This window comes from Parahaemophilus parainfluenzae, assembly GCF_001053575.1.
GTDB lineage: Bacteria > Pseudomonadota > Gammaproteobacteria > Enterobacterales > Pasteurellaceae > Haemophilus_D > Haemophilus_D parainfluenzae_S.
Genome location: NZ_JVSL01000018.1, coordinates 34,882 through 51,445, shown reverse-complemented (window position 1 = coordinate 51,445; position 16,564 = coordinate 34,882). Strand labels below are relative to the sequence as shown.

The 16,564-nt window shown below is 39.2% G+C and carries 18 protein-coding genes and 1 tRNA gene; 5 read left to right on the top strand and 14 right to left on the bottom strand.

Annotated features, from left to right (window positions below; all coding sequences use genetic code 11):
• Nucleotides 1-216 precede the first annotated feature (216 nt).
• Both gltX and AC979_RS04065 read left to right on the top strand, forming a co-directional pair.
• A complete protein-coding gene (gltX, locus tag AC979_RS04070) occupies nt 217-1,659 on the top strand; it encodes a glutamate--tRNA ligase (RefSeq protein WP_049372965.1) in 1,443 nt (480 codons plus the stop codon).
• An 80-nt stretch (nt 1,660-1,739) separates the two neighbouring features.
• A tRNA-Ala gene (locus tag AC979_RS04065) sits at nt 1,740-1,815 on the top strand.
• Nucleotides 1,816-1,870: 55 nt separating this feature from the next.
• Here the strand turns inward: AC979_RS04065 and mtgA are convergent.
• From mtgA to AC979_RS04015, 10 genes are all read right to left on the bottom strand, one after another.
• Entirely contained in the window at nt 1,871-2,617 is a 747-nt protein-coding gene (gene mtgA, locus AC979_RS04060) for a monofunctional biosynthetic peptidoglycan transglycosylase (protein ID WP_049372964.1), read from the bottom strand.
• Nucleotides 2,595-2,903 (bottom strand): trp operon repressor, encoded by a 309-nt coding sequence (gene trpR, locus AC979_RS04055; protein ID WP_049372963.1) that lies wholly within the window; start codon nt 2,901-2,903, stop codon nt 2,595-2,597. The genes mtgA and trpR overlap by 23 nt, the downstream gene beginning before the upstream one ends.
• A 32-nt stretch (nt 2,904-2,935) precedes the next feature.
• Nucleotides 2,936-5,128: a transglycosylase SLT domain-containing protein gene (locus AC979_RS04050; RefSeq protein WP_049372962.1), complete on the bottom strand. Its 2,193-nt coding sequence runs from the start codon at nt 5,126-5,128 to the stop codon at nt 2,936-2,938.
• 66 nt (nt 5,129-5,194) lie between these two features.
• Nucleotides 5,195-5,491 carry a YciI family protein gene (locus AC979_RS04045; RefSeq protein ID WP_049368043.1) on the bottom strand — a complete coding sequence of 99 codons (297 nt, stop codon included), beginning with the start codon at nt 5,489-5,491 and terminating at the stop codon, nt 5,195-5,197.
• A gap of 11 nt (nt 5,492-5,502) precedes the next feature.
• Nucleotides 5,503-5,967: an acyl-CoA thioester hydrolase YciA gene (gene yciA, locus AC979_RS04040; protein ID WP_049372961.1), complete on the bottom strand. Its 465-nt coding sequence runs from the start codon at nt 5,965-5,967 to the stop codon at nt 5,503-5,505.
• Nucleotides 5,967-6,521, bottom strand: a complete 555-nt coding sequence (locus tag AC979_RS04035; protein WP_049372960.1) for a septation protein A — start codon at nt 6,519-6,521, stop codon at nt 5,967-5,969. The genes yciA and AC979_RS04035 overlap by 1 nt, the downstream gene beginning before the upstream one ends.
• A gap of 1 nt (nt 6,522) precedes the next feature.
• Complete coding sequence (locus tag AC979_RS04030) at nt 6,523-7,233, bottom strand: beta-methylgalactoside transporter (protein ID WP_239657832.1); 711 nt, start codon at nt 7,231-7,233, stop codon at nt 6,523-6,525.
• Nucleotides 7,234-7,389: 156 nt separating this feature from the next.
• The gene (purN, locus tag AC979_RS04025; protein WP_049372958.1) at nt 7,390-8,028 is read right to left on the bottom strand and encodes a phosphoribosylglycinamide formyltransferase; all 639 of its coding nucleotides are present in this window, start codon (nt 8,026-8,028) and stop codon (nt 7,390-7,392) included.
• Nucleotides 8,029-8,096: 68 nt separating this feature from the next.
• Nucleotides 8,097-9,134 carry a phosphoribosylformylglycinamidine cyclo-ligase gene (gene purM, locus AC979_RS04020; RefSeq protein WP_049372957.1) on the bottom strand — a complete coding sequence of 346 codons (1,038 nt, stop codon included), beginning with the start codon at nt 9,132-9,134 and terminating at the stop codon, nt 8,097-8,099.
• Between the two features lie 153 nt (nt 9,135-9,287).
• Entirely contained in the window at nt 9,288-9,575 is a 288-nt protein-coding gene (locus tag AC979_RS04015; RefSeq protein WP_005697117.1) for a YfcZ/YiiS family protein, read from the bottom strand.
• Between the two features lie 207 nt (nt 9,576-9,782).
• On the opposite strand from AC979_RS04015, the gene AC979_RS04010 reads away from it, so the two are divergent.
• From AC979_RS04010 to mutH, 3 genes are all read left to right on the top strand, one after another.
• Complete coding sequence (locus AC979_RS04010) at nt 9,783-11,153, top strand: outer membrane protein transport protein (RefSeq protein ID WP_049372956.1); 1,371 nt, start codon at nt 9,783-9,785, stop codon at nt 11,151-11,153.
• Between the two features lie 89 nt (nt 11,154-11,242).
• The gene (locus AC979_RS04005) at nt 11,243-11,782 is read left to right on the top strand and encodes a methylated-DNA--[protein]-cysteine S-methyltransferase (RefSeq protein ID WP_049372955.1); all 540 of its coding nucleotides are present in this window, start codon (nt 11,243-11,245) and stop codon (nt 11,780-11,782) included.
• Nucleotides 11,779-12,450 (top strand): DNA mismatch repair endonuclease MutH, encoded by a 672-nt coding sequence (gene mutH, locus AC979_RS04000; RefSeq protein WP_049372954.1) that lies wholly within the window; start codon nt 11,779-11,781, stop codon nt 12,448-12,450. The genes AC979_RS04005 and mutH overlap by 4 nt, the downstream gene beginning before the upstream one ends.
• A gap of 15 nt (nt 12,451-12,465) precedes the next feature.
• Here the strand turns inward: mutH and tilS are convergent, their stop codons facing one another.
• The 4 genes from tilS to znuB form a co-directional block, all read right to left on the bottom strand.
• Nucleotides 12,466-13,758, bottom strand: a complete 1,293-nt coding sequence (tilS, locus tag AC979_RS03995; protein WP_049372953.1) for a tRNA lysidine(34) synthetase TilS — start codon at nt 13,756-13,758, stop codon at nt 12,466-12,468.
• Nucleotides 13,758-14,624, bottom strand: a complete 867-nt coding sequence (gene pdxY / locus AC979_RS03990; protein ID WP_049366409.1) for a pyridoxal kinase — start codon at nt 14,622-14,624, stop codon at nt 13,758-13,760. Before pdxY ends, tilS begins: the two co-directional genes overlap by 1 nt.
• Nucleotides 14,625-14,741: 117 nt before the next feature.
• Complete coding sequence (gene accA / locus AC979_RS03985) at nt 14,742-15,689, bottom strand: acetyl-CoA carboxylase carboxyl transferase subunit alpha (RefSeq protein WP_049372952.1); 948 nt, start codon at nt 15,687-15,689, stop codon at nt 14,742-14,744.
• A gap of 87 nt (nt 15,690-15,776) precedes the next feature.
• Nucleotides 15,777-16,562 (bottom strand): zinc ABC transporter permease subunit ZnuB, encoded by a 786-nt coding sequence (gene znuB, locus AC979_RS03980; RefSeq protein WP_005699689.1) that lies wholly within the window; start codon nt 16,560-16,562, stop codon nt 15,777-15,779.
• Between the last annotated feature and the right edge of the window lie 2 nt (nt 16,563-16,564).

Genomic DNA, 16,564 nt, shown 5'->3' with positions numbered 1-16,564 from the left:
CCCTCCTTGTAAGGGAGGTGCTCTCCCAACTGAGCTAATCGCCCTTAATGTTGTGGATTGGCATTATAAGTATAATGAGATTTCAGTCAATATATTTTTATGAAAAAGCGTCTAGTTGTTGCAAAAATAGGCATAAAATCAGATTTTTTATTTAGAAGTCGCGCAAGTCGTAGTAAAATAAAGGTAATTTTTGTAAATGAATAGGTTATTAAGAAAATGAAAATTGATCCTCCTTTTGAATTAGATCCGAATGTCAAAGTACGTACGCGTTTTGCCCCAAGCCCGACAGGTTATTTGCATGTGGGCGGTGCACGCACAGCCCTTTATTCTTGGTTATTTGCAAAACATAACAACGGTGAATTTGTATTACGTATTGAAGATACCGATTTAGAGCGTTCTACACCGGAAGCAACAGCGGCAATCATTGAAGGGATGGAGTGGTTAAACCTTGCTTGGGAGCATGGTCCTTATTATCAAACCAAACGCTTTGATCGTTACAATCAAGTGATTGATGAAATGATTGAACAAGGCTTGGCTTATCGTTGCTATTGCTCTAAAGAACGCCTAGAAGAATTACGTCATACACAAGAGCAAAACAAAGAAAAACCACGTTATGACCGTCATTGTTTACATGATCACAATCATGCAGCCGATGAGCCACATGTTGTACGTTTTAAAAACCCAACAGAGGGTTCAGTCGTATTTGATGATGCCGTGCGTGGTCGTATTGAAATCAGCAACAGCGAATTAGATGATTTAATTATTCGTCGTACAGACGGTTCACCAACCTACAACTTCTGTGTGGTAGTGGATGACTGGGATATGGGCATTACTCACGTTGTGCGTGGTGAAGACCATATTAACAACACCCCTCGTCAAATTAATATCTTAAAAGCGTTAGGCGCACCAATTCCAGTATATGCACACGTTTCCATGATTAATGGTGATGATGGCCAAAAACTCTCAAAACGTCATGGTGCGGTAAGTGTGATGCAATATCGTGATGACGGTTATTTACCTGAAGCCTTAATTAACTATCTTGTTCGTTTAGGTTGGGGTCATGGTGACCAAGAGATCTTTACACGTGAAGAAATGATTAAATTCTTCGAATTAGATCACGTGAGTAAATCTGCAAGTGCATTTAACACAGAAAAATTATTGTGGTTAAATCATCATTACATTCGTGAATTACCACCTGAATATGTGGCCAAACACCTTGCATGGCACTATAAAGATCAAGGTATTGATACTTCAAATGGTCCAGCGTTAACAGAAATCGTGATGATGCTTGCAGAACGTTGCAAAACCTTAAAAGAAATGGCCTCAGCAAGCCGTTATTTCTTCGAAGAGTTTGAAAGTTTTGATGAAGCGGCAGTGAAAAAACACTTTAAAGCAGCAGCGATTGAACCACTTGAAAAAGTAAAAGAAAAATTGACCGCACTTTCTAGCTGGGATTTACATTCTACGCATGAAGCGATTGAACAAACCGCGGCTGAATTAGAAGTGGGTATGGGTAAAGTCGGAATGCCATTACGCGTAGCAGTAACAGGCTCAGGCCAATCACCTTCTATGGATGTGACATTAGTGGGTATCGGCCGTGAACGTGTGTTAGCGCGTATCCAACGTGCCATTGATTTTATTAAATCTCAAAACGCTTAATATTTAGGCTGATAAGTGGGATTTGATTATTTCAATATTGACAGTTTATCAGCCGAAATTTATCATAGCTTGCGTTATTTGGGGATATAGCTCAGTTGGGAGAGCGCTTGAATGGCATTCAAGAGGTCGTCGGTTCGATCCCGATTATCTCCACCAAATTTAAAACCTTGAAACTTAAAGTGAGTTTCAAGGTTTTTTCTTTATGGCAAATCTACATTTCTTTTAGATAATTCAAGCCTAATCCATTCATTTGTCGCATAATCCAACTTTGTTTTTTACGAACTAATGCACTAGGCTTATTCACTTTATAGATAATAGGATTAGGTAAAACCGCTGCGAGTAATGCCGCTTCTGATTGAGTTAAATTTTTCGCTGATTTTTTGAAGTAATAGCGACTGGCTGCCTCTACACCAAAGATGCCATTACCAAATTCTGCGATGTTCAAATACACTTCTAAAATCCGTTCTTTAGACCAAAAGATTTCCATTAATGCCGTTGTGGGAACTTCTAATCCTTTGCGAAACCAACTTTGTTCATGCCAGAGAACGAGGTTTTTCGCGGTTTGTTGAGAAATCGTTGAAGCACCTCTGGTTCTTTGAGATTTTTCATTAAATTTAAAGGCCTTTTGAATCGCCTCAAAATCAAATCCCCAGTGGTTTGGAAATTTTTGATCTTCAGCAGCAATTACCGCAAGCTGCATATTTGGTGAGATTTCATCAAGGCTCACCCAATCGTATTTGATTGAATAGCTGAAATCCAACTGTAATAAGTGCCCGATTTTTTGCTGTGCCATATAGGCAGAGAAGGGAACAGGGATAAAGCGGAAGCAAATGAAAAATGCCAGGATTGCGAGAGAAAAACGCCACGCAACCCGTTGCCAATTTTTTTTCCACCAAGATGGCCGAAAAAAATGTAAAAGTGCGGTCAGAATTCGCTTAGTTTTTTGCAGTTTGCTCATCGAGTTGGCTTTTTACCCAGTTTATAAAATCCGGATCCATTGTTTTGAGCATATTAGAACCACGCGTAATGGTTGCTGCACTGGTATTGAGATTCTGTTGAATCTCTCGTTGGGAGAGATTCTTATCCAATAACTGAGCCACGATTTGTAAACGTAAACCCACTGCATCACGCTCATCTGGCGTGAGCAGAAGCGTTAATAAATCTTGTGCTTTGCCTTGCTCAAATGCGGTTTGTAAGGTCGCGAGGAAAGCATTCCATTGTTCTAAATTGCGACTAATATACATATCAACAATCCTATACTATTAAACTAGTGCGACTAGTATAGCCGATCGTATTCCTCTTTGCTAAAGGTTTGTAATTTTTCTTTGTCTTGTAGGTGTTGATAATAAAAATCGTAAGTTAATACGTTTTGAACATAACCTCGTGTTTCAAAGAACGGAATAGAGGCAATAAATTCATCCATGGCCAATTTGCCATTGGCTCTCGCAAGCCATTTTTCTACACGGCTTGCTCCCGCATTATAGGCAGAGGCGATCAAAATGCGGTTATTAGGGTATTTAGCATTTAACTCATTTAAGTGAGCCGTACCGAGTAAAATATTATTAAGCGGTTTGAATAAATCTAACTCTCCATTATAAGGAAGTTGCTGATTTTCTGCCGTTTTTTGCGCGGTACTTGGTAATAGCTGCATTAATCCTCGAGCATTTGCAGAAGATTGTGCCATTGGATTCCACGCACTTTCTTGGCGCGCAATGGCCATGGCGAAGGTTTTGGTTACTCGATTATCCACAATGGCTTGAGGTTCTGTTGCGCTGAGGTTCACATTACTGAGGGCAATATCAAAATATTGACTGTAAGCATTTGGTAAGCGTAAGTCGATATAATCCCAAGCTTTTGCAATAATCGAGCCATCTACGCCCAATTCAAACCAATTTTGTTCATTCGCATATTGGCTTAACACAAGTTGTTTCTCTTGTGGTAATTTTTCTAATAGAGCACGCCAACGTTGTTTGGCCGCGCCTAATCGATCTAATTGACGCAGTTCTGCTATCTCAGCTAATTCAGCTGAATACTTCTCTTGGATATTGGACTCTTGAGGAATTTTAGGCATTTCCAGTTTGTAGGAATGTCCTAATTTGACCGTTGCTAACATTGGATAAAACCCACGTTCTTTCGATAAAGCTTCTAATCGGTGTTTTGCATCTTTATCGGATGCTTGAGCAGCTATTTTAGCCATCCAATAACGCCATTCTTGTTTTTGTTTCGTCTCATCGGAAAGGGCATTTAACCAGACAAGCAAATCCGTTTGTTGCCAAATAGCCGTACGTAAACGACGTTCAATGAGGTTATCGGCATTCAGTTTTAGGATTTCTTGATCGCGCCATTGCACAAAGTTGGGGCTTTCGTTATCAAAGAAACGGCTAATAAAGGCGATTTTCCAATCGCGTAATTCAGTTTCGTCTAATTGCCAAGTTTTAGCCCATTGCTCGTAAGGGGTGAAGGTTGGCTCGTTCATATTTTCTGGAATGGTTCGCAAATAACGAGCAAAACCGAGTACTACGACAAATTTATTGATGATTTTATTCGTGTTACCATCAATTAATGGCAGCCTTTCAGCGAGTATTTTCAAATTTGCTGGATTTTTTAAGAGATCCTGATAGAGCGCTAAATGAGCGGCTACTTGCTCATCTTCTTTAGCATTCTCAATTTTTTCTAACTCTTTAGCGAGTATTTCTAATCCTTTCGCATCATTTTTACTAAAAAGCATTTCCGCTTTTTGATAGATTTTCTCTGGAGTACGTCCACCCTGTGAATACCAAGCCGCCCATAGCTGAGCATCATTAGGAAGTTCAGCGTTGTTGAGCCAAAGTTGTTCATACTCAGATAAAATAGCCGATTTATTCTTGTCATTTGATTGATGTTCTGACGTTTGACTAGTATTGGCTGTTTCTATTTGATATTTAGCCGTGAGCACGGCAATTTGTGTTTCCAAATTATTAGGCGTGAGTTTGGCGAGCGCTTGAGTATCTTCAGCATTGATGAACAACGTAAAAATACTTTGTTCTAATTTTCCACGTAGAAAATGAGAGGAATGTTGCTGAATAAATTGTTCAATGTCTGATTGCAATGCACTTACTTCTTCACGAGGCGTATCGCGATTAACGGTTTTTACACGTGCATCTAAATAAGCCGCCATAGCATCAGTTTGCAATGGATAGCCTTTTAAAGAATCAATAAGCCCAAGAAATAATTTGGTATTATTAGAAACATGATTATTTTTGACCGCACTTTTTAGGAGCGACTCTAATTGCAGAAAAGTCGCGCGTTGTTCAATCAGCTTTAATTCATGAGCGTGCTGTTGTTGTGTCCATTTGGCTTGTTCTTCTGCAAGGTTAATTTGTGGCGCAGTTTCATTTTGGCTTTTATGGGTATGTTGATTAGCCAAAGCTGAGCCTGAAAGTGCGGTTAAAATTAATAACGAAATTGTCGTGTGTTTAAGTGCTCGCATAGGAGATTCCATATAAAGAGAAAGACGGATATTTAGATCCGTCTTTGAGTGTAGAGTTCGTTTTATTTAGAAAACTTTTTTGAAAGGCTTCACAATGACATCACCGTAAACGCCAGCTTCAACATAAGGATCTTGTGCTGCCCAGTCTTTTGCTGCAGACAGGCTTTCGAATTGAGCAATCACAGTCGAGCCGGTAAAGCCAGCTTCGCCTGGATTTTCATCATCAATGGCTGGATTGGGGCCCGCAGTTAATAAGCGACCTTCTGCTTGTAATTGTTTTAAACGAGCAAGATGTTGCTCACGTACAGCAAGGCGTTTTTCTAAAGTACCAGGAATATCTTGGGCAAAAATCACGTAATACATCATTTATCCTTTTAACAATTTAATTCTTCGATAGAGGCTAATGCTCGCTCTAGTTCAAGATTACCTTCACGTGGAATAGAGCGGGATTTGCCGTCTTTTCCTACGGCGACAAAGGTAAATACGGCATCTGTCACGCAATAACGTTCCCCAATTGGTTCACTTGCAACTTTTTTCACCCATACTTCTACCTTGATTTTAATAGAAGAACGACCCACACTGAGACATTGGCCGTAACAACACACCACGTCACCGACGGCGATAGGCTTAATGAAATTCATACTTTCTACGGCAACGGTGACCACACGACCATGAGCAATTTCTTTTGCTAGAATTGCTCCGCCCATATCCATTTGTGACATAATCCAGCCACCGAAAATATCACCGTTCGCATTGGTGTCTGAAGGCATCGCTAAGGTACGTAATAATAATACGCCTTTAGATTGACGACCGTCTTTATCGATAAGATTTGAAACCATTATTTGTCCCCGTCATTTTTTTGATCATCTTTAGGTAAGTAACGGTAAATATAAGCACCGCTGACAATTGTTGCAACAAAGGTCATACCAAGTAAACCAAAAGATTTGAAATCAACCCAAGCATCTTCAGACATATTTTGGCTGATATAAATATTTACCAGCATACACAGAATGAAAAATCCTGCCCAGCCTACATTTAATTTGTTCCACACATTGTCCGGTAACTGGATTTCTTTGCCTAATAACTTTTTCACTAATGGCGTATTGAATTGGAATTGTGCAACCAATAAAACAATGGCAAATAAGGCATTAATAATCGTGACTTTCCATTGTAGGTATTTGATTTCATTGAAATAAGCAGTAAGCAATCCAAAAAAGACGACAGCAATTGCCATGATTTTTTGTTGTTTCTCAATCACGCCATATTTCAGTTTTAGCACAATCATTTGAACAATGGTTGCAATCACTAATACGATGGCTGCATCACGCACACCAAACATTTTGTAGGTGATGAAAAAGAGAACAAGCGGAATAAATTCAAGAAGTTGTTTCATATTATGCCTTCATAAATAAGCTGTAAAAACGGTAAGTAAATACCAAAATAAACATTTGAAATAATGCAGCCAGGATACCAACAATAGCACTTAAAAATGATGAACCTAAGATTGCACCAATGGTGTTCACTACTAAAGGAAGAAGTAAATAAGTGAGTAAAGCATAAATAATTAATACGCCATTACGCTTAATACCTGCACGCCATACTTGTAAAGCACTTTGCCCGATAGATTGATTGGACGCAATGTAATGCACAGGCGATAAGCATAGGCGAACAAAGAAAAATAAACCAAATACCATTGAAACAAAGGCTAGAGGGGAGAGGGCATTTTTGCTTAAAAATGAGCTCATGACATCAGCAAGGCCAAATAAAAGCGGCAAACTCATAAAAATATCTAAAACGACCACACCTAAAAAACGACGCAATGTCAGCATGAGCCCTTGATTAATCGGATTTTGATTTTGCTGACTAATATGATGAATGGTTGCAATACCGAAGGTCGCAATAAAAGACATCAATAATTGTTGGAATACAAAAGATCCAATCAGTGCAGTTGGCTCTACTTTGCTTAATGCATCAATAATATCCTGTTGTGACGGATTAGGATTATCACCCAAGCTCGGCATTGGGACACTGACTAATGCATTAATTAATTGTGAAACGACAAAAATCCCAACGAAAATCAGCACGGTTTTTCGCTGATTACGCATAAAATTGAGACTATCTTGAAAAATCTGAGTAAAGTTAATTTGCATACTATATCCCACAATAATAAAACCCCGATTATACAGGGTTTATTGTTTTTTTCATAAAATCAGGTTGTTTAATGGTGATTTAAGTCACCCTTTTCAAGAGTGCATATCGCTTTACTCATTAGCGTAACCATTCGGTGGTAACGGCTTGCCGTCTAAATAGGCTTGATTTTCAATGAGTATTAATCGATCTTCAATAAACCATTTAATCACTAAAGGATAAATATTATATTCCTGTTCACGTGTACGAAGTTCAATTTCTTCAATTGTATCGCCAGGGAAAATAGGTACTTTAGCTTGTAACACAATGGCACCGCCATCGATCTCTTCATTGACAAAATGCACGGTCGTACCGTGTTCGCTGTCGCCATTCTCAAGTACTCTTTGATAAGTATGTAACCCAGGATATTTGGGTAGAAGGGAAGGGTGAATATTTAAAATTTTCCCAGCAAAACGTTGTGTAAATGGTTTAGTTAAGATTTTCATATAACCGGCTAACACAATGAGATCAACATTGAGATCGTCTAAATAATCACAGATAGCCTTATCCATATCGAGATTGGACGTAAAATCTTGACGTAAAAAAACTCGGCTAGGAATGCCCGCACTTTTAGCGCGTTCTAAACCAAATGAATCGATTTTATTACTGATGACAGTCACGATCTTTCCTGGAATAAACCCAGTTTGACAAGCCTCAATTATCGCTTGAAGAGTTGATCCTTGCCCTGAAATCAGGACGGCAATTTTTTTCATATTATTCTACATAAAAGAAGGGCGAACCTTTCATTCTGAAATTTTCGCCCTGAAATGGAAAAGAGAAATTATTTAATAATAACTTGTGGTTCGTTATCTGTCGCATTTTCAATATGACCGATTAACCAGGCATTTTCACCGGATTGTTTTAAAATCGCTAAAGCGGTTTCCACTTGCGATTGTGGTAATGCAATCACCATACCAACGCCACAGTTAAATGTACGGTACATTTCATAGGTTTCAATGTTGCCTTTTTCTTGTAACCATTTGAATACGGGTTGCCATTCCCAACTGCTTTCATCAATAACAGCTTTGGTATTTTTCGGTAATACACGAGGGATATTTTCCCAGAAACCGCCACCCGTTAAGTGTGCGATAGCATGGACTTCCGTTTGTTTGATTAAAGCGAGAACAGATTTTACATAGATTTTTGTCGGTGCAAGCACTTGTTCACTTAATGGATGACCATCTAATTGCTCAGTGGCTGGGTTGACGCCAGCAACATCAATGACTTTACGAATTAAAGAATAACCATTTGAATGCGGGCCACTTGAACCTAGTGCAATTAAAGCATCTCCTACTTTAACTTGGCTACCATCAATGATTTCTGATTTTTCGACGACACCCACACAGAAACCTGCTAGGTCATAATCGCCAGCGTGGTACATACCCGGCATTTCAGCGGTTTCACCACCCACTAATGCACAACCCGATTGTACACAGCCTTCTGCAATGCCTTTTACCACATCAGAGGCAACATCCACATCAAGTTTTCCTGTAGCGTAGTAGTCTAAGAAGAATAATGGCTCTGCACCTTGCACGACTAAATCGTTAACACACATTGCAACCAAATCAATACCGATGGTATCGTGTTTTTTTAAGTCAATGGCTAAACGTAGTTTTGTTCCTACACCGTCTGTACCTGAAACGAGGATCGGTTCTTTATATTTACCCGGAATAGCACATAATGCGCCAAACCCACCTAATCCCCCAATGACTTCAGGACGAGTAGTTCGTTTCACGTGTGGTTTAATACGTTCAACTAATTCATTACCGGCATTAATATCCACGCCTGCATCTTTATAACTTAATGATGGTTTGCTCACAATGTTATCCTATATTTTTAGGTTAAATGATAAAACGGCGTGATTGTATCAGATTAAGCAAACGTTTGCGATAGCGATTTAATTAGGATTTAAGCAAAAAAATAACCGCACTTTATTTTGAATGATAAAGTGCGGTTATTTTTTAATGTGTTTTTAGCGATTCGCTAATTCGAAAATCATCGCTTCAGCTTGGCAACTAAATGTAAAGCGAGCTGTTAAATTTGCGCCATTTTCAGTTTCAGTGATTTCACTTTTAATGTCACAAGGATCGCTTTCTGTTTTGCGAGCTTTTTCAATGAAACGATTAAGTGCCGCTTCAGCTTCAGCTTTATTTGCATAGGTTTGATGAATATCAACAGAGCAATCTGAACCGTCAATAATCGTACCCACATCAACACAACTACAAGTGAGAGATTCTTCTGCTTTGCATGTTACTGTCATAGGATTTCCTTATTTAAAATTAGATTGGTTCTATTCTAGCATTTTTAAAACGCTCTGCCAAAGTAGCCGCATTTTTTTAATTTAAATATCATTTATTTATCACTGGTCGGAACACTTAAAAATTAATCTAAAATAATTTGCACTCCATTTATTGGAGTTTTAGAATCTCGCGGATTTTTTCATTATTATTAATAACAAAGGTTCCAAATGACAAAATTTAATAAAACGCTATTAGCAATGACCACATTGTTAGTAGCAAGCGGTGCAAATGCAGCCGCATTCCAATTAGCAGAAGTTTCTACATCAGGTCTTGGTCGTGCTTATGCGGGTGAAGCAGCAATTGCTGATAATGCTGCAGTAGTTGCCACTAACCCTGCATTAATGAGCTTATTCAAAACTAATCAATTCTCTGTGGGCGGCGTTTATGTGGATTCTAAAATTCACATGAGTGGCCCTGTTACCGTTAATGCACTAGGTCGTACGGTTGCTGTAGGTTCTGCAGCTCATAATAGTGTCGTTCCTGGTTCATTGATTCCGAATATGTATTTTGTGGCACCAATTAATGACAAATTTGCCATTGGTGGTGGTATGAATGTGAATTTTGGATTAAAAAGTGAATATGAATCAGATTACAACGCGGGTGTATTCGGTGGTAAAACTGATTTAAGTGCGATTAACTTAAATTTAAGCGGTTCATATCGTGTTTCTCAAGGTTTAACTGCTGGTGTGGGTTTAAATGCAGTTTATGCAAAAGCAGAAATTGAACGTCGTGCTGGTATTTTAAGTGATGCAGTAAAAAATGTTGCACCATTAGTTCCTGCATTAGTGAGAGCTGGACGAATTTCACCAAACGCAGCCGCTTCTTTAGCAAAATTACAAGGTGTGAATAAAGAAACCGTATTAACCCATTTACAAGATAAAAATGCATGGGGTTTTGGTTGGAATGCAGGTTTAGTGTACGAGTTTAACGAAAATAATCGTGTTGGTTTAGCCTACCACTCAAAAGTCGATATTGACTTTGAAGATGATAATGCTGTGAGTGCAGGTCGTACTATTCGTGGTCAAGGGCCTGCTGCAGGTGGGTTAACATTACACTTACCAGATTATTTAGAATTATCAGGTTTCCACCAAATCACAGATAATTTAGCATTACACTACAGCTACAAATTTACACACTGGAGTCGTTTCAAAGAGTTACACGCGACATTTGATGATGGAGAGTTAGCTTTCCATAAAGATGAAAAATACCGTAGCAATTCTCGTTATGCATTAGGTGCAACCTATAATGTAAATGATAAATTAACGCTCCGTGCCGGTATTGCTTATGATGAAGCGGCAGCGCCAACAGAGCATGCAAGTGCATCTATTCCAGATACTGATCGTATGTGGTATAGCGTAGGGGCAACTTATAAATTTACCCCGAATCTTTCTATTGATGCGGGCTTTGCGCACTTACGTGGTAAAAAAATTCACTTTACCGAAAATCAATCAATCGGTGGTTTAGCAACAGTAACAGCGAATTATACCTCTAAAGCAAGTGCTAACCTTTACGGTTTAAACTTAAACTACAGTTTCTAATTTGTTAAAAATTTAGCATAATACGCAGCACACCGAATGTATGTTCGGTGTGCTTTTTTCTTATATGACTTCATAAAAACGAGAGAAAAATGACCGCACTTTTTTATGCTTATATGGACTCACCAATTGGTCGATTATTAATGATTTCTGATGGTGAAAATCTCACAAATTTAGATTGTGAATTAGAACAAACCACGCCGAATCCAAATTGGATTTTACGAGAAGATTTACCGCTTTTTGAAAAAGTGCGGTGCGCTTTAATGCGTTATTTTAATGGCGAGCCAGAAAGTTTCTCCGATATTCCTTTATCGCCTAAAGGTACCGCATTTCAACAAGCAATTTGGGCAGCATTGCGTCAAATTCCTTATGGCAAAACGACGAGTTATGGTGGATTAGCAGAAAGCATTAATAACCCTAAGGCGGTGCGAGCCGTTGGCGGTGCTGTTGGGAGCAATCCAATTAGTATTATCATTCCATGTCATCGTGTATTAGGGAAAAAATGTGAAATCACCGGTTTTGGTGGTGGATTGCCGGCAAAACGTTTTTTATTGAAATTAGAGAATATTCCTTACATCGACAAAGGCGTAGAATACGTTAAACCAAAATTATTGAAGAAATACCACGCATGATCCCACAAACCGAACAAGCCTTATTAGAAAAAGCGCAATCTATTGCGGGGTTAACCTTTGGAGAACTTGCAGATGAATTAAATATTCCCGTTCCGCCTGATTTAAAACGCGATAAAGGTTGGGTTGGAATGTTGCTTGAAACCGCATTGGGGGCGACTGCCGGCAGTAAAGCAGAGCAGGACTTTTCCCATTTAGGCATTGAATTAAAAACCTTACCCATTAATGCCGAAAGTTTTCCGTTGGAAACCACGTTTGTGAGTCTTGCCCCATTGGTTCAAAACTCAGGGGTAAATTGGGAAAATTCACACGTTCGTCATAAATTATCGAAAGTCTTGTGGATTCCTATTGAAGGTAGTCGTGATATTCCGTTGCGTGAGCGACATATTGGTCAACCTATCTTATGGCACCCTTCGACTGAACAAGAACATCAATTACGCCAAGATTGGGAAGAGTTGATGGATTATATTGTGCTCGGAAAGTTAGATCAGATTACGGCGCGTATTGGTGAAGTTATGCAACTGCGTCCAAAAGGTGCAAACAGTAAAGCCATTACGAAAGGCATTGGTAAAAATGGGGAAGTGATTGATACCTTGCCGCTGGGGTTTTATTTACGGAAAGAATTTACGGCAGGCATTTTAAACGCTTTTCTTAATCATAAAAATGGGTGAATCATCACCCCTTTTTTATTTCTCTAAGTTTTGAAAAACACGGAAAAAACCCACCGCACTTTGTAAAGTCTCACCATAAAAAATGAGGGGGATACGATTTCGTTGCCAAGGCGGAACGCCGAGCTCTTGCCAAATTTTTTTCATGGTTTCGGCAGGGCGATTATGCTGTCGTTTCACTTTGCCAGTATAAGCAAATCGTATTTTAATCGGCTCTTGTGTATTGGCAAGTTGAACTTGTTTGTTATTCCAATGCACTAAAATGCCTTGCTCATTGTTGATTGCATAAATTCTTCCAAGATTATCAGGCAAAGTAATCTGTTGATTTAACGGCATATCAAGAGAAGTTTGCGACAAATCAACGAATTTTCCTGTTAAATAGAGACATTGTTGATAACGGCGAATAATATGCTCCCCAAGTTGAAATTGTGGGGATGCATCTGCTTTAGCCTGAATAACATCATAAATAATATGCATTAATTGAACCTGCGTAGGCATAGCAATCTGATTTTTAGCCAACCACATGCGTAAAAGTGCGGTTTGTTTTTGCAATGAATAGTCTAGAAAGTTTACGAGTGAAAACTGTTTTTGATCCTCAAGAATGTGCTGTTCAAAGCAAGTTTGTAATAATTCATTAATCAGTTGTTGTTGCTCAAAACAATGTTGTGCGGCACGCTGAACTGCATGATCAAAATGTCCCCAGCGTTGGCGTATTTCAGGCAAAATTTGGTTACGTAAGAAATTGCGATCGTAATGATTGTCTTGATTGCTTTCGTCTTCGACCCAAGATAGATTTTCTTGCTGAACGTAATCTTCTAATTCATTACGGCTAAAAGAAAGGAGTGGGCGTAGAATAGGCATCCCGAATAATTGACTTTCTTTTTGCATAGCGCCTAAACCTTGTAATCCAGCACCTCGTTTTAATGCAAGGAAAAAGGTTTCAGTTTGATCATTTAAATGATGCGCTGTGACCAGATATTCATCAGGCTGAATATGTGTTGAAATGGCCTGATAACGGGCCTCTCTTGCGCCAGCCTCAATGCCATCATGCATTTCCACTTTGACTTTTTCAATAATAAGTGGAATCTCAAATTGTTCACAGAGTTGTTGGCAATGAGCCGTCCAAGCATCCGCGTTGGGGCTTAATCCATGATGGATATGAATAGCTCGTAGGCTTAAGTGCGGTCGTTTTTTGCTGAGTTTTTTAACTAAAGAAAGCAGTGCAGTTGAATCCAAACCACCGCTAAATGCAATGAGAAGCTTATTGGCGGTGGTTGGGATTTGTGCTTGGAATAATGAAAAAAGATCCATTAGGCCACTTTAACAGCTTTGTAGTTGGTACTTGGATTTAAGATCTCAAAACGTGCAGCAATCGGTTGGAGTTCGTAAGATTTCAAGTCAAACGTAGTTTTCATTACGCCAGCCACAGCATTATTCATTTTTTCAAAAGCTTCAACATCGTTGCCACAGTTTAAGTAATGCGCCAAGAAAGTACCCGCAATTAAATCACCCACACCAACAGGTTCAAAGTTAAATTTATAAAGCGGGCGACTTAAATGCCATACACCTTCAGGTGTCGCCATAATGATTTCAAAGGTATCAGGATCATTTAATTTACCTGCTTTACCTAAGTGTTTAACCAACACTTTCTTCACACCTTTAGCAACTAATGCCTTGGCAGCTTTCAGCACATCGTCAAAGGTGTTGATAGGGAAGTCAGAAAGCGTACGAAGTTCGGAAAGATTTGGGGTCATGATGTCCGCACGTGGAATGGCTTTTTCAATTAAGCGTTCACGTACACCATCAGCTACTACGCAGACTTTTTCGGCATTTGGCATCACTGGATCGCACAAGTAAAGTGCATTGGGGTTACGAGCTTTGATTTTCTCTAAAGCATAGATAATTTGATCAACTTGTTCTGCTGAACCTAAATAGCCAGAAAGTAACGCATCACATTCTTGCAGTTTTCCAATCGCATCTAAACCGTTGGCAATTTCACCAATTTGTTCTTGTGGAATCACCATGCCTGTCCATTTGCCATATTGGGTGTGGTTAGAAAATTGCACGGTATTAAGTGCCCATACATCCACGCCTAATAGCTGCATTGGGAAAGTGGCAGATTTATTACCGGCAAATCCATAAACCACGTGAGATTGAATTGCTAATACATTTTTCATTTTGAACTCCTTTTACGTTATTTTTATTTTAGCATTGATGCATTTTCTGACATCCATGCATTATTTCTCAAAACACAAAAAAAGAGCGGATAAATTAACCGCTCTTTTTATACATTATTAACAATAACCGTAAGACATTAAACGTTCGTAACGTCTTTCTAATAAGCCATCTTTGTCGAAAGTATCTAATTCGTTTAGTTCTTCAACAAGACATTGTTTTAAATTGCGTGCCATTTCATGATAATTACGATGTGCACCACCTAATGGCTCTGGAACGATATTATCAATTAAACCTAACTCTTTTAAACGAGTTGCAGTTAAGCCCATGACTTCTGCTGCGGTAGACGCTTTTTCTGCACTTTTCCATAAGATAGACGCACAACCTTCTGGTGAAATAACGGAATAAGTTGAATATTGCAACATATTCACTTTGTCACCCACACCAATGGCTAATGCACCGCCGGAACCGCCTTCACCGATTACCGTACAGATAATTGGCACTTTTAAGGTAGACATTTCACGTAAGTTACGAGCAATGGCCTCAGATTGACCGCGCTCTTCTGCACCGATACCTGGGTAAGCCCCTGGCGTGTCGATAAAGGTAATAATAGGTAAGTTGAAACGCTCAGCCATTTGCATTAAACGTAACGCTTTACGATAACCTTCAGGTGCAGGCATACCAAAGTTACGAGTCACTTTGTCTTTTACTGTACGACCTTTTTGGTGGCCGATAATCATTACTGCGCGACCATCTAAACGAGCAAGACCACCTACGATTGCTTTATCATCTGCAAAGGCACGATCGCCTGCAAGTTCTTGGAAATCAGTAAAAATATGTTCGATATAATCAAGCGTGTATGGACGATTTGGGTGACGTGCCATACGAGAAACCTGCCATGCATCAAGATTTGCAAAGGTTTTTTTGGTTAATTCATCGCTTTTCTTTTGTAAGCGTTTAATTTCATCGTGTAAATCAATTTTGTCATCAGATGCTGAACGTAGCGCTTCAATTTTGGCTTCAAGTTCAGCAATAGGTAATTCAAAATCTAAATATTCTTGGCTCATTTCTTATCCTAAAATATCGTCAAAAGTTGCCCGCACTTTATCAAGATTTAAGGTGCGGTGCAAATGGTTTTCACTGGTTGGAGCGGATTATAAATATTCCTTTTTTAGTAATGATAACAAAAACAAAAATGCGGAACAAATCACGACAGAAGGCCCCGCAGCGGTATCATAAAAGGCGGAAAGGAATAACCCGCCAACGACGGAAAGCATACTGATTAAAATGGCAATAAATACCATTTGTTCAGGTGTCTTTGCAAAACGTCTTGCTGTTGCAGCTGGAATAATTAATAGCGATGTAATAATCAGGGCTCCAACAAACTTCATACTTAATGCGATTGTAAGTGCGGTCAAAATCATCAAGATAAATCGCATTTTTTTGATGTTAATGCCTTCCACTTGAGCCAGTTCAGGTGAGACAGTGGTGGAGAGTAAGGCTTGCCAGAAGTAAAGCAGTGTGCCTAATACAATGAGGACACCCGTGCCAATATAAGGTAAGTCGTTAAAATTAATGGCGAGCAAATCCCCAAAAAGATAACTCATTAAGTCTACGCGGACATTTTTTAGTAAGCCAACCGTAACCACACCAAGGGAAAGACAACTGTGTGCGATAATGCCTAAAAGGGTATCCACTGAAAATTGCGTGTTACTTTCGAGCCAAACCATTAATACGGCGAGAATAATCGTCAAAATTACAATGGCAACATAAGGGTTAATTTGTAAGAAAATCCCTAACGCCACACCAAGCAAGGCTGAGTGGGAAAGGGTATCACCAAAATAAGCCATTTTACGCCACACCACAAAAGCACCCAGTGGTGCGGTAATTAAGGAAAGCAGTAAGCCTGTAAGCAAGGCGGGAAATAAAATCTCAAACATGA